This window comes from Winogradskya consettensis (assembly GCF_018332715.1).
GTDB lineage: Bacteria > Actinomycetota > Actinomycetes > Mycobacteriales > Micromonosporaceae > Actinoplanes > Actinoplanes consettensis.
Genome location: NZ_BOQP01000079.1, coordinates 1 through 14,708 on the forward strand (window position 1 = coordinate 1; position 14,708 = coordinate 14,708).

Consider the following 14,708-nt stretch of genomic DNA (forward strand, 5'->3'; position numbering starts at 1 on the left):
CACGCCGACCACGCCGCCCTGACCCGCCAAGAAGCCCACGCCCGCAAACGCCGCGGCCTCACCCTGTCCATGCCACTCGACGGCACCGTCCGCCTCACCGGCACCCTCGGCATCGAAGACGCCGCCATCGTCCACGCCGCCCTGCACCCCCTGTGCCAACCCGACCCCAAAGACAACCGAACCCCCACCCAGCAACGCGCCGACGCCCTGACCGACATCTGCCGCCTCGCCCTACGCACCACCGAACTCCCTACCGACGGCGGCGAACCACCCCAACTATCAGTCACCGTCGCCTACGACCCACTCACCCAAACCCTCGGCGCCGGCACCACCGACACCGGCCAACGCCTCTCACCCGAAACCACCCGACGCCTCGCCTGCGACACCCGGATCCTGCCCATCATCCTCGGCGGACAAGGCCAGATCCTCAACGCCGGCCGCCGCCGACGCCACGCCACCGGCGCCATCCGCCGCGCCCTGCACATCCGCGACAAAGGATGCACCTTCCCCGGCTGCGACCGGCCACCCCGATGGACCGACGCCCACCACCTCAGACACTGGGCAGACGGCGGCCCCACCAACCTCGACAACCTCGCCCTACTCTGCCGCGAGCACCACCGACTCATCCACGACCCCACCACCGGCTGGCACATCCAACTCGGACCCGACCAACGACCCGACTTCATCCCACCACCGGCCATCGACCCCACCCGACAACCCCAACGAAACCTCTACCACCAACGCCAATAGCCGTCCCGTTCCGGCACCGCCACACCGAGCACCTCAGTGCTCGCTGCACAACGCCGCAGCACCATGACGCCGCTCCGGCGGAACCCCCGGACGCCACCCAGTCATGGCTGTACTCAGATGTTCGAGACGAGGTGCGCGATGTGGGCGGCGCGCTGTTCGCGGGTGTCGGGGCGGCCGGGGACGCCGGGGCGGCGCTGCCAGGGGCGTGGCCCGTCCAGGTGCCGGTACTCCACTCCGAGGGCGTCGAGGCGGCCCAGGTGGTGCTGCAGGCGCCGGGCGAAGTCGGTGTAATCGCGGTCGGCGGGGCTCCACAACGCTTCCGCGACCGCGCACAGGCGGGGGAAGGCCAGGTAGTCGACCGTGCGGGGTGAGTCGGCGTGCTCGGTCCAGATGTTAGCCTGGCCGCCCAGGATGTGGCGGGCCTCGGCGGGGGTCAGTTCCGGGGGGACCGGGTCGAAGGCGTAGACGTTCTCGACGGTCAGCGGGATGGAGACCGGGATGGGTTCGTCGGGCGATTCGGACTGGCGATAGTCGAGGTAGACGAGGTCGTCGGGGCAGGCGACAACGTCATGGCCGCGCCGGGCGGCCGAGACCGCGCCGGTCATGCCGCGCCAGGACGCGATGGTGGCGCCCGGGGCCACGTCACCCTCGAGGATCTCGTCCCAGCCGAAGAGGCGACGCCCGGCGGCGGTCAGGTGATCGTCGAGTCGCCGGATGAACCAGGCCTGCAGTCCCTCCTCGGTGCTGATCTCGAGCTCGGCCAGCCGCTGTTGGGTACGGGGGTCGGCGCGCCACTGGTCCTTGGGGCACTCGTCGCCGCCGACGCCGATGTAGCGCGACGGGAAGAGCTGCAGCACCTCGTCCAGCACGCCGGTGAAGAAGTCGACAGTGGTTTCCTCGGCGTTGAGCACGTTCGGGTTCACGCCCCAGCGGGTGAAGACCTCCAACTGCCGACCGGAGACCCCGAGCTGTGGGTACGCGGCAAGCGCGGCCTGCACATGCCCCGGCGACTCGATCTCAGGAACGATGGTGATGTGGCGCTGGGCGGCGTACGCCACGATCTCGCGGATGTCGTCCTGGGTGTAGAACCCGCCGTGCGGCCGGCCGTCCGTGGGTGCGTCGTGTGCGGCACCGACCTGGCTCTCGTGCCGCCACGCACCGACCTCGGTCAGCCGGGGATACCGCCGGATCTCGACCCGCCAGCCCTGGTCGTCGGTGAGGTGCCAGTGCAGCGTGTTGAGACGGTGCAGCGCCATCAGGTCGATGAAGCGCAGGACGTCGTGCTTGGGCATGAAGTGCCGCGCGACGTCGAGCATCGCCCCGCTCCAGGCGAACCGGGGCTCGTCATGGATTTCCACGGCGGGCAGCGCCCAGCGTTGCCCAGCCACGAGTGCGCGGCGGTGGATCGCCGTTGGCAGCAGTTGCAGGAGCGCCTGGCAGCCGTAGAACGCCCCGGCCGCGTCACCGGCACTGATCGTGGCGGCCTCGGAGGTCACCCGCAGGCGGTAAGCCTCAGCGCCAAGACTGGCGTCGAGTTCCAAGGCGATGATGGCCTGCGCAGACCCGGCCGCCAATTCCGTGACCCCGCCAGAATCTTGCGGATTCCGCGGAAACGCCTCACGGAGGCCGGTCTCGCCCACGGGCAGCCCAGCCTCGCCCACGGGCAGCCCAGCCTCGCGCAGGGGCAGGCCGGTCTCGCGCAGGGGCAGGCCGGTCTCGCCCACGGGCAACCGAGCCTCGCGCAGGGGTAGGCCGGATGCCGGGCGTAGCGCGCCCTGCAGCCAGGCCAGGACGTCGGCCAGCTCGGCGGGTGCGGTGAGGGTGGTGCTCCGGTCGAGGACGAGTTCGCCCGTGCCGGGGACGGTGGTGACAGGACGGGGGATCACGGGCCTAGCCCTTCACTGCGCCGGCGGACATGCCGGCGACCAGGTTGCGCTGAACGATGAGGAAGAAGACGACGACGGGTACGGAGAACAGCACCGAGGCGGCCATCTGCCCGCCGAAGTCCGTGCCGGTGACGGGGTTGGTGAACGACGCCAGCCACACCGGCAGGGTGTAGCGGCTCTCGTCCTGCATGAACGTGTAGGCGAACAGGTAGTCGTTCCACGCGGCGATGAACGCAAAAATGCTGGTCGAGATGACGCCGGGGGCGACGAGCGGGAACAGGACGCTGACGAGTACGCGCCACGTGGACGCGCCGTCGATCTGCGCGGCCTCCTCGATCTCGACCGGGATCGCGAGGAAGAAGCCGCGCATCACCCAGATCGAGAACGGGAGCACCGTGGCCACGTAGGCGAGTACCAGCGCCAGGTAGGTTCCGAGCAGGTTCAGGCTGTTGAACATGACGAACATCGGGATCAGCAGCGCGGTGCCGGGCAGCATCTGCACCGCGAGGATGACGACCATGATCGTGCGCCGGCCGGGGAACCGGAAGCGGGACAGCGCCGCCGCCGCGAAAATGCCCAGCACGATCGACGCCACCACGGTCGCGGCGACAACGATGACGCTGTTACGCAGGTTCGTGAGGAACTGCTCCTGCGTGACGGCGTTGACGAAATTGTTCAGCGTGGGATGCGCCGGGGCGAAGTGCGGCGTCGGCGTCATCACCTCGGGCCGGCTCTTGAACGCCGTGTTGACCATCCAGTAGACCGGAAATATCCACACCACGCAGAACACCGCCGCCAGCGTGTTCGCCCGCCACGACCGCCCAGACCCGCCGCGCAGCCCGGACCCACTCCGCCGCCCAGCCCCGCCGATCCGGCCAAACCCGCCAGCCTGCCCAGACCCACTGCCTTGCCCAGACCCGCCAATCTGCCCAAGCCCGCCACTCTGGCCAGACCCGCCAACCTGTCCCGAGCTGGTCACAGGTCCTCTCCCGACTTGAGCAGATTGCGGATGTAGAACGCGGTCAGGCCCAGCAGCAGCAGGGTGGTGACGACCGAGATCGCGGCGCCCTGGCCGATGCGGAAGCCGACGAAGGCGGTCTTGTAGGTGAAGACGCCGAGCGTGGACGTGGCGTCGCCGGGGCCGCCGCGCGAGACCAGCCAGATCTGGTTGAAGACGTTGTAGTCCCAGATCACCGAGAGGATGGTGATCAGCAGGAGCGTGGGCCGCAGATGCTGCAATGTGATCATGCGGTAGACGGCGAGTTCGCCGGCGCCGTCCAGCCGGGCGGCCTCCTGATACTCGGGCGGCACCTGGGTTTCGGCGGCGTTGAGGGTCAGGGCGATGAACGGCACTGCCTGCCAGACGATCAGGAGCCAGATGGAGACGTACGCGAGAGCAGGGTCCTGTGACCAGTTCAGCCCGGTGGTGTCCCCGAAGATGCGAAGCTGGCCGAGCAGCCAGTTGATGACGCCGTACCCGGGCTGGAACATCCAGTTCCACACCAGTGACGATGCCACGTTCGGCATTGCCCACGCCACGATCAGCACCACGGTCACCGTGTGGCGCCATGCCCGGCCCAGCCGGGTGAGCAGGTGTGACACCCCCATGCCGATCAGGACGCTCCCGGCCACCATCGCCACGGTGAAGATGACGGTACGCAGTAACGAGATCCAGAATGCGCCGCTGCCCAGAAGCTCGGAGTACTGCGCGAACCCGACGCCCGAATAGACGCCGGTGAAGAGGGTCCGCTGGTTGTAGTCGGTGAACGAGGTGAAGATCAGGAACCCGATCGGGGCCAGTGTCACCACGGCGAGCACCAGTCCCGCCGGGCTCAGCAGCCACAACGGAGCCCAGTCCCGCCGGTTGTGCGTGACGGTCATCGACCGGTGGCGAGGGTGGTGCCGAGGTGGGCGTCGAACTCCTTGGCGGCGTCGGTGGGGGTCTTGGCGCCGGAGGCGACGGCGGAGAAGACCTGGTTGATGCTCTTGTCGCCCTCGATTGTCGGCCACTGCGCCGCGGCGGGGGTTGCCTTGGACGTCAGGGCGGCGGCGAAAAAGCCCTGCTGCTGTTCGTTGAGGCTGGGCTGCGCGGCCTGGATACCCTCGGTGCTGTTGGGGATCCAGCCGTCGTTGCCGAACACGTTCTTGTCCTGCACGGCGGGGCTGGCGGCGAGCTTCGTCCACTGCAGGGCCAGGTCCTGGGCGTCGCTCTTGGTGGCGATGCCCCAGTCGGAGCCGCCGAGCATCACCGGCTGGTTCTTGCCGGACGTGCCGGGGAAGGGGAACGTACCCAGATCCGCGGTGGTGATCTTGGGGTTGGCCTTCCGGATCAGGCCGATCGAGCCGCTGGTCGCCAGCACGGCCGAGGTCTTCCCGTCGGCGAAGAGCTGGGTCTGGTCGGGCACGAGGATGTCCAGGGTCTGCGAGGCCGGTGTGGAGTACGCGTTCTGGAACATCTTGAACTCCGTCAGCCCCTTCTGCCCCGCGTCGCCGGCGAACGCGCCCTTCCACGCACCGCCGTCGTGCGAAGCGATCTCGCCGCCGGCGTCCCAGATGAACTGCAGGCCGGCGAACCAGTACTGACCCGGCAGGTAGAACGGCGCGAAGTCCGCGGCCGGGTTCGCTGCCCTGATCTTGTCCAGCGCGGCGGTGAGCTCGACGTACGTCGATGGTGCCTTCGTGATGCCAGCCGCCGCCCACGTCTTCTTGTTGTAGATGACCGCGCGCGCCCCGGCGAAGCCCGGCACGGCGTAGAGCGATCCGTCCACCGTCGCCGGGTCCGCCAGCCCGGCCAGCCAGGTCCGGCCCTGCTTCAGATCATCCTGGTACGCGGTGAGATCGAGCAGCCCGCCGTTCGCCGCGAACCCGGGCACCTGTGTATTACCGAGGTCGAGCACATCAGGGGTGCCGCTTGTGGACAGCGCCGTACTGATCTTCGTGGTGATGCCGTCCCACTGCTGGACCTGCACGTCGACCTCGGCACCGGTTGCCGCCGTGAACTGCGTGTTGATCGCGCTCAGGGTGGCATCGGTGTAGTCGCCGTCCATCACCCAGACGGTGAGCGTCTTCCCCTCACCCCGCGTGCTGGGGACCGCCGTGGGCGACTTGCCGCCACCCGCGGTGGACCCCGACCCGCTGCTGCAGGCACTCAGGGTCAGGATCGCGGCGGTACTCAGGGCTGCTGCTGCGAGATAGCGACATTTCCGCACAGTGGTCATCCTTTTCGCCGTCCGCTGTTGTTGATGAAAATTACGACCACCAAGTGACCTAGTCAATAACTCTTGCCTATGTTTCGATCTACGCCAGGAAAGACAGGCCAAGAGGGACGGGACCATGGGGTACGTGGTGGGCGTGGACGCGGGCGGTACCGCTTCGACCGCCGTGGTCGCGACGGTGGACGGCGTGGTCGTCGGGCGTGGACGGGCAGGGCCGGGGAACCCGTTGACCGCCGGCGCCCGGGATGCGGCCGCCTCGGTCACCGCCGCCGTTCGTGACGCGCTCGGGGGCCGCTCCCCTACGCTGATCGCCGCGGCGACCCTCGGCATCGCCGGGCCGGCAACCGCCGCGCAGTTCGCTCCCGCGCTGACCGCCCTCGGTGTCCCCGGGCCGGTCACCGTAGTCGGCGACGTGGTCACGGCGTTCGCGGCGGGGAGCCCGGCCGCATCCGGGGCCGTCCTGATCGCGGGCACCGGTGCGATCGCCGCCTCCGTGCGCGCGGACGCCGTCGAACGGACCTCGGACGGCCTGGGCTGGCTCCTCGGCGACGAGGGCTCCGGCCGCTGGCTGGGCCTGCAGGCGGTCCGCTGCGCGGTACGGAACTGGTCGGCGCCGTTCGCCGCGCGGGTCGCCGCGCAGGCCGGGGTGTCCACGGCGGACGAGATGGTCTACTGGGCGCAGGCGCTGCCCCTCGGCGAGATCGGTGACCTGGCGCCCCTGGTCTGCGCGGCGGCCCGCTCCGCCGACCCGCACGCGACAACGATCGTCCGCGAGGCGGTCACCCGTCTGGTCCGCACCCTCGACGACCTCGGCACGGACGGGCCGGTGGTGCTGGCCGGCGGACTCCTGACCGGCGACACCCCGATCCGCGACGGCGTACTCGCGATCCTGCACCAACGCGGACTGAGCCCCACCACCAGCCACGACCCCGCCGCCGGCGCAGCGTGGCTCGCCGCCCGCCCCCTGAGCCGCCTCCCCCCGACAACCCTGCACAAGGCACTGCTGGGCCCCGCCGAGAACGCCTGATCCCCCAGCCGCCACCCCTCAACCGCGCACCTCAAGCAGCGCGGCCTCAAGCAGCGCGACCCCAAGCAGCACGACCCCAAACAGCGCGACCCCAAGCAGCACGCCCGCAAACAGCGCAACTTCAAGCAGCGAAACGGTCGATGTCCGCCGCGAGGTCGTCGCCGGTCAAGGAACGCTGGGCCGCGCTGAGGACGCGCGCCGCGGCGGGGAGGGCGTTCTCGTCGTCGGTGAGGATCACGCTCGCGTGGGCGCGGTCGGGCACGAGGAGCATCGCGGCGCGGTAGCCGGGGAGGCGGCCGTTGAGGTACATCTGGGCGGAGGGGCCGATTGCCCAGCCCAGGCCGTACGTCATGGGGTCGTCGGGGTTTGTCCGGGGAGTGCGGGTCTCCTCGAGCAGCGGCCGGTCGCCGATCAGGTTTTCGCCGAGGGTGAGTAGATCCGGGACGGACGACCACAGCCCGCCACTGGGACGACGCGCAGGCGGGTAGTCGCCAGGCGCGGCGAATCTGGTCTGCGTGAGTTTCCACGGATCGAGCAGTGTGCGCCGCACCGCCGTTTCGTAGTCGACGCCGGTGAGGGTGGCGAGGATCGTGCCGGCCAGGAAGTAGTTGCCGTTGTAGTACGACCAGCGGGCGCCGGGTTCGCGTTCGTTGCCCGCTTGCACCACGAGCCGGGCCGCTTCGGTGAGGGTCAGGGGTGCGACGGTGGCCGCGTCCACGGATTCGCGGAGCCCGGAGACCTGGCCGAGGATCTGTTCGACGGTGAGCTCGCGATCGGCCCGCCAGTCGGGTGCGAGCAGCGGGAGCAAGCTGATCGCCGGGACGTTCAGCGGGATGCCCCGCTCGCGCATCGTCAGCACCAGCGCGGCGGCCGTGAACGTCTTCGTCAGCGACGCGATCCGGAACGGTGACTCCGTCGGCACACCACGCGCGGCGAACTGCCGAAAGCCGGCGGTGGAGGTGCCCGCGGCTGCGCTGAGCAGACCGGCCTCGGAGTCGAGCGTGTCCTGAAGGTTCACGACTCGGATTGTGCCACCGACCAGCAGTGCTAGGCGGGGGTGCAGTCGCCGGGCCCGGCTGCGCGTACCAGGGGAAGGGTGTCAGCGGTGCGGCCCGGCAGGTCGCGGAGCAGCCACTGGTTGTCGGGGTTCTCCGGAAAGATCGTGATGTTGTCGCGGTCGCGCAGCACCCGGGCGGTCTCGTCGGTGACCAGCTGGGCGTAGATGGTGATCTCCGCACCCTTGTCCTTCTGCGGGTCGGCGGCGGTCGGTTCCAGGCCGATGCCGACGTCGCGGGCCACCCAGCCCCGGCCGGTCGTCTCGGCGACGCCGTGGAAGTAGTACGGCCCGGTGGCGCCCCGGTCGAAGATGAGCAGTTGGTAGCCGTCGGGGACTTTGCCCGTACCCGGATAGGAATGGCAGTAGGGCACCGGGTCCGGCTGCGGGCTGAACCGCAGGTCCACGACCGGCGGGCCGGCAGGCTCCGACCGGGCGAGAGCCGCGCCCGCGCCGCCGGCACCGAGCACGAGGAGCAGGGCGGCCACCGCAGCCGGCACCGAACGCCCGCGGCGCCAGCAGAGCACCAGGCCGATGCCGCCCGCGACGAGCACCGCGCTGCTGAGCCCGAGCAGCCAGCCGCCGCGGCCGACGAGGAACGACACCACCGTCACGACGGCGAGGACCAGGCCGACCACATCGGCGACGACGCCGAGCGACAGCCGTGGGAACCGTGCTCCTCCGGACGATGAGGACATGGGCATCACCTCGATGCCTGTCGATGCTAGTGGAGAAAGCCGTCCAGCACCGGCGTCAACTCGGCAGCGAACTCCTCGAAGAAGCCGTGCCGCCCGCCGGGATGCAGGTGCAGCGTCGCCCCCGGGATCCGGGCCGCGATCAGCGCGGCGTTCGCGGTCGGGACCATCAGGTCGTCGTCGCCGTGCAGGACCAGGGTGGGCGCGGCGATCCTCGGCAGGAGGTCCCAGGCGTCGTGGCGATCGCTGGCGCGCAGGTGGGCGCGGCTCTCGGCGGCGGTCATCGTCGGGTCGCCGAGCAGGTGGCTGTCGCCGGGGTCGCGCGGCCAGGCGTCGGTGTAGAACAGGTCGTGCAGGATCCGGCGGCGCTCGGCACGGTCGGGCGTGGCGAGCCGGCGGCGCACCTCGGGCGCGCGTTCGCGGGCGTGCGGGCCGCCCGGCGAGGTGCAGGCCAGGATCAACCGCTCCACAAGCTGCGGGTACGCCGCCGCGAGCACCTGCGCGACCCGCCCGCCCATCGACGTCCCGTAAACCGTCGCACTGCCGATGCCGAGAGCAGTCAGCACGTACGCCGCATCGCCCGCGAAACCCGCCGTCGTCCACTCCCCGACCGCGCCCCGGCTGCCCCCGGTCCCCCGGTAGTCGAACGTCACGACCCGGAAGCGGTCCTCGAACGTCGCCCGCAGCCCGTCCCACCAGGCATGCGAGTTGGCCTGACCGGCGAGCAGCAGCAGGACGGGCCCGGTGTCACGACCGCTGACCTGCACGGCGAGCGGAAATCCGTCGGCGGTGATCATCACGGCTGATCCTATCCCTGGCCCACCGGCCATCCTGCGTTCCTCTCGCAGCCACCTCCCGCTGATGTGGCGCCGTAGGGTGCGCGCGGTGTGGAAGCTCCTGACCTCGATGCTGCTGCTCGTGTGCCTGGCCGGTTGCGAGCCGGGCAGGACGGTGCCGCCGCCCCCGAGTTCGACGCCGGCGTCGCCGGCCGTGATCGCCGAGCGGGCCAATGTCGTCTTCGTACTCGTCGACGATCTGGCGATGAACCTGGTGGAATACATGCCGCACGTGCGCGAGCTCGCCGCGCAGGGCACCTCGTTCACGGACTACACGGTGACCGATTCGCTGTGCTGCCCGTCGCGGACGTCGATCCTCACCGGAAAATATCCGCACAACACGGGGGTCTTCACGAACACCGGACCGGACGGCGGGTTCGCGACCTTCCAGCGGCTCGGCAACGGCAACTCCACTTTCGCCACCGATCTGCGGCGGGCGGGCTATCGCACGGCGTTCCTCGGCAAGTACATCAACGGATACTTCCCCAGGTCGAAGCACATCGCGCCGGGATGGTCGACGTGGGCGGCGGGCGGGGACGCGTACACCGAGTTCAATTATGACCTGCTGGAGGACGGCCGGATCCGGCACTACGGCAGCAAGCCCGGGGATTATCTGACCGACGTGCTCAGCAGGAAGGCCTCCTCGTTCATCAGCGCGTCAGCGGCGGCCGGGCAGCCGTTCCTGGTCGAGGTGTCGACGTATGCGCCGCACCTGCCGTACACCCCGGCGCCGCGCGACGCGGCCGCGTTCAAGCAGGTCAGGGCGCCGCGGGGCCCGTCGTTCGGGAAGCTGCCCACCGGGGCCACGCCGTGGCTCGCCGGGCACACACCGTTGACCGTTCAGGACATCCAGCTGATCGACCATGACTTCCGGGAGCGGGTACGCGCTGTGCAGGCCGTCGACCGCATGATCGGCTCGCTGCGGGACACCCTGGTGACGGCGGGCGTGGCCGGCCGTACGGTGGTCGTCTTCACCTCGGACAACGGCCTGCACATGGGTGAGCACGGCCTGAACCCCGGCAAGCAGACGCCGTTCGACACCGACATCAACGTCCCGCTCGTCGTGGCCGGCCCCGGCATCGTGCCCGGCGCGACCGTGACCGTCCCGGCCGAGAACATCGACCTGCGCCCGACCTTCGACGAGCTCGCCGGCGTCACCCCACCGGCCGAAGTGGACGGCGCCAGCCTGATGCCGTTACTGCGCGGCGAGAGCCCGTCATGGCGCTCAATGGCGCTGATCGAACATCACGGGCCGCCGACCGACCCCTCGGACCCGGACAAACAGCCGTGGCGCAACGGCAACCCGCCCGACTACCAGGCCATCCGGTCCACAGCCTTCACCTACGTCGAGTACGGCGACGGCGCCCGCGACTTCTACGACAACAACGCCGACCCCGGCCAACTGCACAACATCGCCCGCACACTGCCCCCGGAAAAGCTGGCCCAGCTGCACGCGACCCTGAGAACTCTCTCCGGATGCCGCGGGCAGCAGGCCTGCCGAGCCGTCCAAACTAACCCATGAAACGTACGCGACGCCGCCGCAACAATCCGGCCATGAACCCGCCCGCGAGCACCAGAACCCCACCCCCCGCAGCGATCACCCCGATGCCGGGACCGGTGACGGGCAGTCCTCCGCCATCGCCGCCACCGCCATCATCGCCGCCGGGGTTGGCAGCGTCGACCACTGTCACCGTGTCGCCCTCGGGGAACGTGGCCCGCGCAATCCCGTCGATGTTCTCCACGGTCGCGCTGACGCGGTAGGTGCCGGCTTTCGCATACCGGTGGGGCTTCGCGTGCTCCTCGTAGACGAAGCCGTAGTCCTCGACCGGGGTCCCGTCGCCCCAGTTCACGTGGGCCTGCATATAAGCACCGGAACCGTCGTCACCCCACTTGTCCAGCTGCGCCAGCTCAACCGTCGCACCCAGCGTCACCCGCTCCGGCTCAAGCCGATAACTCACCCCGAGCGGCGCCCGCGTAGTCGTCGGCGACGCTCCCGCCGACGCAGCGCCCGGGACGGAAGGCGAAGCCGAAGGTGGGACAGCAGCTGAGGCCGACGGCCTGGCAGAAGTCACAGCCGAGCCGGAAGGCCCAGCCGAGGCCGAAGTGGACGGTGCCGGCGCAGCCCATTCCGGCACGGCCCGACCCGGCACGCCCAGAGCAGACGCGGCCAAAGCAGGCGCGGCCAAAGCAGGCGCGGCCAGAGCGGCACCGGCGGTGCTCGCCAGTGCGACCGCGAAAATTCCCCGTAAGATCAACGTTCCTCCCGTGACTGATTGACCTGGCGGAGAATAGGGACCGGCGTCGCCGCGCGAGCGACGCCCGAATGAACAGGGCACGAAGGCTCGCCACCACCAACGGCTTCGCCGGACTCACAGGCGCTGAGTCGCGCTCCGAGGCTGAGTCGCGCTCAGAGACGGACGCGGGCTCAGAGACGGACGCGGGCTCAGAGACGGACGCGGGCTCAGAGGCGGAGCAGGCCGCCGAGTCGCATTCGGCGGTGTGCCAGGGTCTCCACCGATACCGCGCTGAGCATTCCCGCGGTGAGCAGCCCGAACGTCTGGGCCAGCAGCGACAGATCAGCGCCGGCACGCACCGGCATTCCCGCGGTGAACGCGTCGAGGCCAAGCGCCGGGCCGATCAGCACGGGCAGCAGCCAGCCCAGGGCCGCGCCCGCGACGAACGCGGCGGCCATCGACGGCAGCAGGTCGACGCACAGGACCGCGCGGCCTTGGCGACCGGTCAGGCCGAGGGTGCGCAGGCGGGACAGCGCCAGGCCGCGGGCGGGGGCGCCGGCGAGCACCTGGAGACCCACCGCGAGCAGGGCCAGCGCCGCCGATCCTGCGGCGCCGGCGACGAACACGAACGTGAGCACGCCGTTGACGCCATTGTCCTCGAGCGCACTGCGATGCTGGTGCCACGTCGTCACCGTGGCCCGGCGGGGCAGCTGCGTGTCGGAGATCGACGTGATGCCGGCGTCGCTCTGGCGTTGCAGCACGCCCAGGTAGTACTCCCGCTGGCCGGCGTCGGCCGCCACGCGCAACGCCTCGGGCGCGAAACCCGTGCCGCGGATGAGGTAGCGCGTCGGGATCAGGGGTGAGTAGTCCGGGGCGGGGACTGCCTGCCAGGACAAGGCGACGAAGCGACGGGTGCCGACGTCGAGGCCGGGGAGGGACGGGACGACGGCGGCGACGTGGAAGGCGTACCGTCGGGCCTGGACCTGGATGACACCGCCTGGGCCGAGCTCGGCGGCGACGTCCGGGGAGACCACCGCGGGGATCGAGCCGGCACCGGGTCCGGCGGACAGCGCCGCGGGCATGTGGCCGCCGCCGCGCAGGACCCGGTCGGCCGCGGCACCGTCGACGACCAGTTGCTGGGCCTGCAACGTGCGGCCCGAGGCTGCGATGATGGGCGCGCCGGAATACAGCAGCATCGGCACGGCCGCGTCGACGCCGGGCACCGCGGTCAGCCGGCGGTCGGTGCCGGGCGCGAACGAGAAGCCGGTCACTTCCGCGTCCGCCGCGACGCTCTGATGGGTGGCCCTGTCCCGGGCGTCGCCGATCGTCGCGTTCACAGCGGCGGTGAACACCCCGGTCGCGGTCGCGACGATCAGCACGGCGACGGGTCCCGCCGACAGCGACGCCGCACGCCCGGCACGAGCAAGACCCAGAAACACCACAATCCCACGGGTACGCCCGGACAACCGCCCCGCCACCCGCAACACCCCCGGCAGCACCTGAACCACGACCAACGCCACCGCCGCACCCAGCACCACCGGCACGCCCGCCAGAAACGGATCCCCCTCCTCCGACAACCCCCGCCGCCGCAGCAACACCACCCCCAGCACGGCCAGCCCCACCACAAAGACCCGCCCCGCCACCCCTGGCAGCACGGCCCCAGCCCCGGCAGGCCCAAACCCGGCAGCCCCCGCAATCCCGGACCTCGCAGCCCCAGACCCCGCAAACCCAGACCCCGCAAACCCAGACCCCGCAGCCCCAGACCTCCCGGTACCAGCCCCGGCCCCGATCCCGGCCCCGATCCCGGCCCACGGGACTCCGGTCTGCGCGGCCACGCACAAGGCGGGAACTCCGAGGGCGACAGCCAGCAGGGCGAGGAGGAGAGGCCAGTCGGTGCCGGCCCGCCCGGGAAGCCACGTCGACGCGTACCACCCGGCCAGAACCGCAGCGGGCACCACGAGAACGAGCTCCGTGAGAACCCGCAGCGCGATCGTCCACCCGGCGGCGCCGCGGGCTGCCAGCAGCGCGGATTCCTCCCGGCGCCGCCCGGCCATCACGGTCGCGGCGAGCACGAGCAGCCCGAGCGTCGTGGCCAGCAGACCCGTCCGGGCGACCGACCCGGTAGCCCCGGCGGCACGCTCCCGCTCCGTGAAACCGCCGAGCGCGACATCCACCCCCGTCCGGAGGAGCACGTTCTCCCGCGGCGGGGCGCGGCGCGCGTTCACCACGGCGGTGACCAGCGGGTCCACCCCGGAGGCGTTCAGGTCCTGGGCGGCGAGCCGGTAGCGCCACTGGTAGGCGAGCAGGCCCGTGGTCCGTCCCGCCAGCGTCACCCCCGGCACGTCGGTGAGGAGGGTGGCATGCCAGGTCATGCGGTCGTTCTCGGGCTCCGGGCAGATGAGCCGCTCGGGTTCGTGCCCGGCCCAGAACGGCGCGGCCGGGTCGCGGGGTTCGAAGACGCCGACCACGCGTACGGTGGCCGGTGCCCCGCCCGCTCCTGACGCGAGCACCGTCGAGCCCACCCGCAGCCCCGCCAGCCGGGCCGACTCCGCGGAGACCATCGTCTCGGTCACCGTGGTGGAGGCGGGCAGCCTGCCTTCGATCACGCGTACGGCGTCCGCGGCCCCGCTCTGGTACCGCACCCGCAGCGACGGCTTGCAGAACCCGTCGTACGGCGCCGCGCCGGACAGTCCCGCCCCGGGAACGTCCACATCGGCGACGAACCAGCGCCCCTCGGTCAGCCGCGGGATCGGCGCCGGCATCCCCGCCCCGATCCGGGCCAGCTCCGCGTCGCCGGCGCGGGGTTCGAGCGTGTCGACGAGAGCGGGGCGGGCGGCGTACATCAGGTCTGCGGTCTGCCAGGGCAGCCGCGCCAGATCGCCGTGCAGGCCCCGGTCGGTGTAGTGGTTGGCCAGCCGAGGCAGGCCGCCGATCAGCAGTGCCGCCACGAACGCGAGCACAGCCAGCAACCCGAGATGCCCCGCGTACGCCCGGACGCGCCGAACCACAGC

12 protein-coding genes are annotated in these 14,708 nt (G+C 70.9%); 3 read left to right on the forward strand and 9 right to left on the reverse strand.

The annotated features are described in order from the left end of the window. On the forward strand, positions 1-750 hold a 750-nt coding region (locus Aco04nite_RS47340; protein ID WP_213003723.1), incomplete at its 5' end, for an HNH endonuclease signature motif containing protein. 113 nt (positions 751-863) lie between these two features. On the opposite strand, the gene Aco04nite_RS47345 is transcribed toward Aco04nite_RS47340, so the two are convergent. From Aco04nite_RS47345 to Aco04nite_RS47360, 4 genes are all read right to left on the reverse strand, one after another. Continuing rightward, entirely contained in the window at positions 864-2,636 is a 1,773-nt protein-coding gene (locus Aco04nite_RS47345; RefSeq protein ID WP_213003724.1) for a beta-N-acetylhexosaminidase, read from the reverse strand. 4 nt (positions 2,637-2,640) lie between these two features. Next, positions 2,641-3,417 carry a carbohydrate ABC transporter permease gene (locus Aco04nite_RS47350; RefSeq protein ID WP_244876820.1) on the reverse strand — a complete coding sequence of 259 codons (777 nt, stop codon included), beginning with the start codon at positions 3,415-3,417 and terminating at the stop codon, positions 2,641-2,643. Between the two features lie 194 nt (positions 3,418-3,611). Then, positions 3,612-4,517 carry a carbohydrate ABC transporter permease gene (locus tag Aco04nite_RS47355; RefSeq protein WP_213003725.1) on the reverse strand — a complete coding sequence of 302 codons (906 nt, stop codon included), beginning with the start codon at positions 4,515-4,517 and terminating at the stop codon, positions 3,612-3,614. Next, positions 4,514-5,854, reverse strand: coding sequence for an extracellular solute-binding protein (locus tag Aco04nite_RS47360; protein ID WP_244876821.1), 1,341 nt, complete (start codon positions 5,852-5,854; stop codon positions 4,514-4,516). Before Aco04nite_RS47360 ends, Aco04nite_RS47355 begins: the two co-directional genes overlap by 4 nt. Positions 5,855-5,969: 115 nt before the next feature. Here Aco04nite_RS47360 and Aco04nite_RS47365 point away from each other — a divergent pair, with 115 nt between their 5' ends. Further along, complete coding sequence (locus tag Aco04nite_RS47365; RefSeq protein WP_213003726.1) at positions 5,970-6,878, forward strand: N-acetylglucosamine kinase; 909 nt, start codon at positions 5,970-5,972, stop codon at positions 6,876-6,878. Between the two features lie 121 nt (positions 6,879-6,999). Here the strand turns inward: Aco04nite_RS47365 and Aco04nite_RS47370 are convergent, their stop codons facing one another. From Aco04nite_RS47370 to Aco04nite_RS47380, 3 genes are read right to left on the reverse strand one after another with little or no spacing between them, the layout of a single operon-like run. After that, positions 7,000-7,896, reverse strand: coding sequence for a serine hydrolase domain-containing protein (locus Aco04nite_RS47370; protein ID WP_213003727.1), 897 nt, complete (start codon positions 7,894-7,896; stop codon positions 7,000-7,002). 29 nt (positions 7,897-7,925) lie between these two features. Continuing rightward, positions 7,926-8,630 carry a hypothetical protein gene (locus Aco04nite_RS47375; protein ID WP_213003728.1) on the reverse strand — a complete coding sequence of 235 codons (705 nt, stop codon included), beginning with the start codon at positions 8,628-8,630 and terminating at the stop codon, positions 7,926-7,928. Positions 8,631-8,656: 26 nt separating this feature from the next. Continuing rightward, positions 8,657-9,424, reverse strand: coding sequence for an alpha/beta fold hydrolase (locus tag Aco04nite_RS47380; RefSeq protein WP_244876822.1), 768 nt, complete (start codon positions 9,422-9,424; stop codon positions 8,657-8,659). Between the two features lie 88 nt (positions 9,425-9,512). On the opposite strand from Aco04nite_RS47380, the gene Aco04nite_RS47385 reads away from it, so the two are divergent. Further along, entirely contained in the window at positions 9,513-10,985 is a 1,473-nt protein-coding gene (locus tag Aco04nite_RS47385; RefSeq protein ID WP_244876823.1) for a sulfatase family protein, read from the forward strand. Here Aco04nite_RS47385 and Aco04nite_RS47390 read toward each other — a convergent pair. Both Aco04nite_RS47390 and Aco04nite_RS47395 read right to left on the reverse strand, forming a co-directional pair. Then, entirely contained in the window at positions 10,975-11,421 is a 447-nt protein-coding gene (locus Aco04nite_RS47390) for a PKD domain-containing protein (RefSeq protein WP_213003731.1), read from the reverse strand. The genes Aco04nite_RS47385 and Aco04nite_RS47390 overlap by 11 nt on opposite strands. A 503-nt stretch (positions 11,422-11,924) precedes the next feature. Next, positions 11,925-14,705 carry an ABC transporter permease gene (locus Aco04nite_RS47395; protein ID WP_213003732.1) on the reverse strand — a complete coding sequence of 927 codons (2,781 nt, stop codon included), beginning with the start codon at positions 14,703-14,705 and terminating at the stop codon, positions 11,925-11,927. Positions 14,706-14,708: the final 3 nt, after the last annotated feature.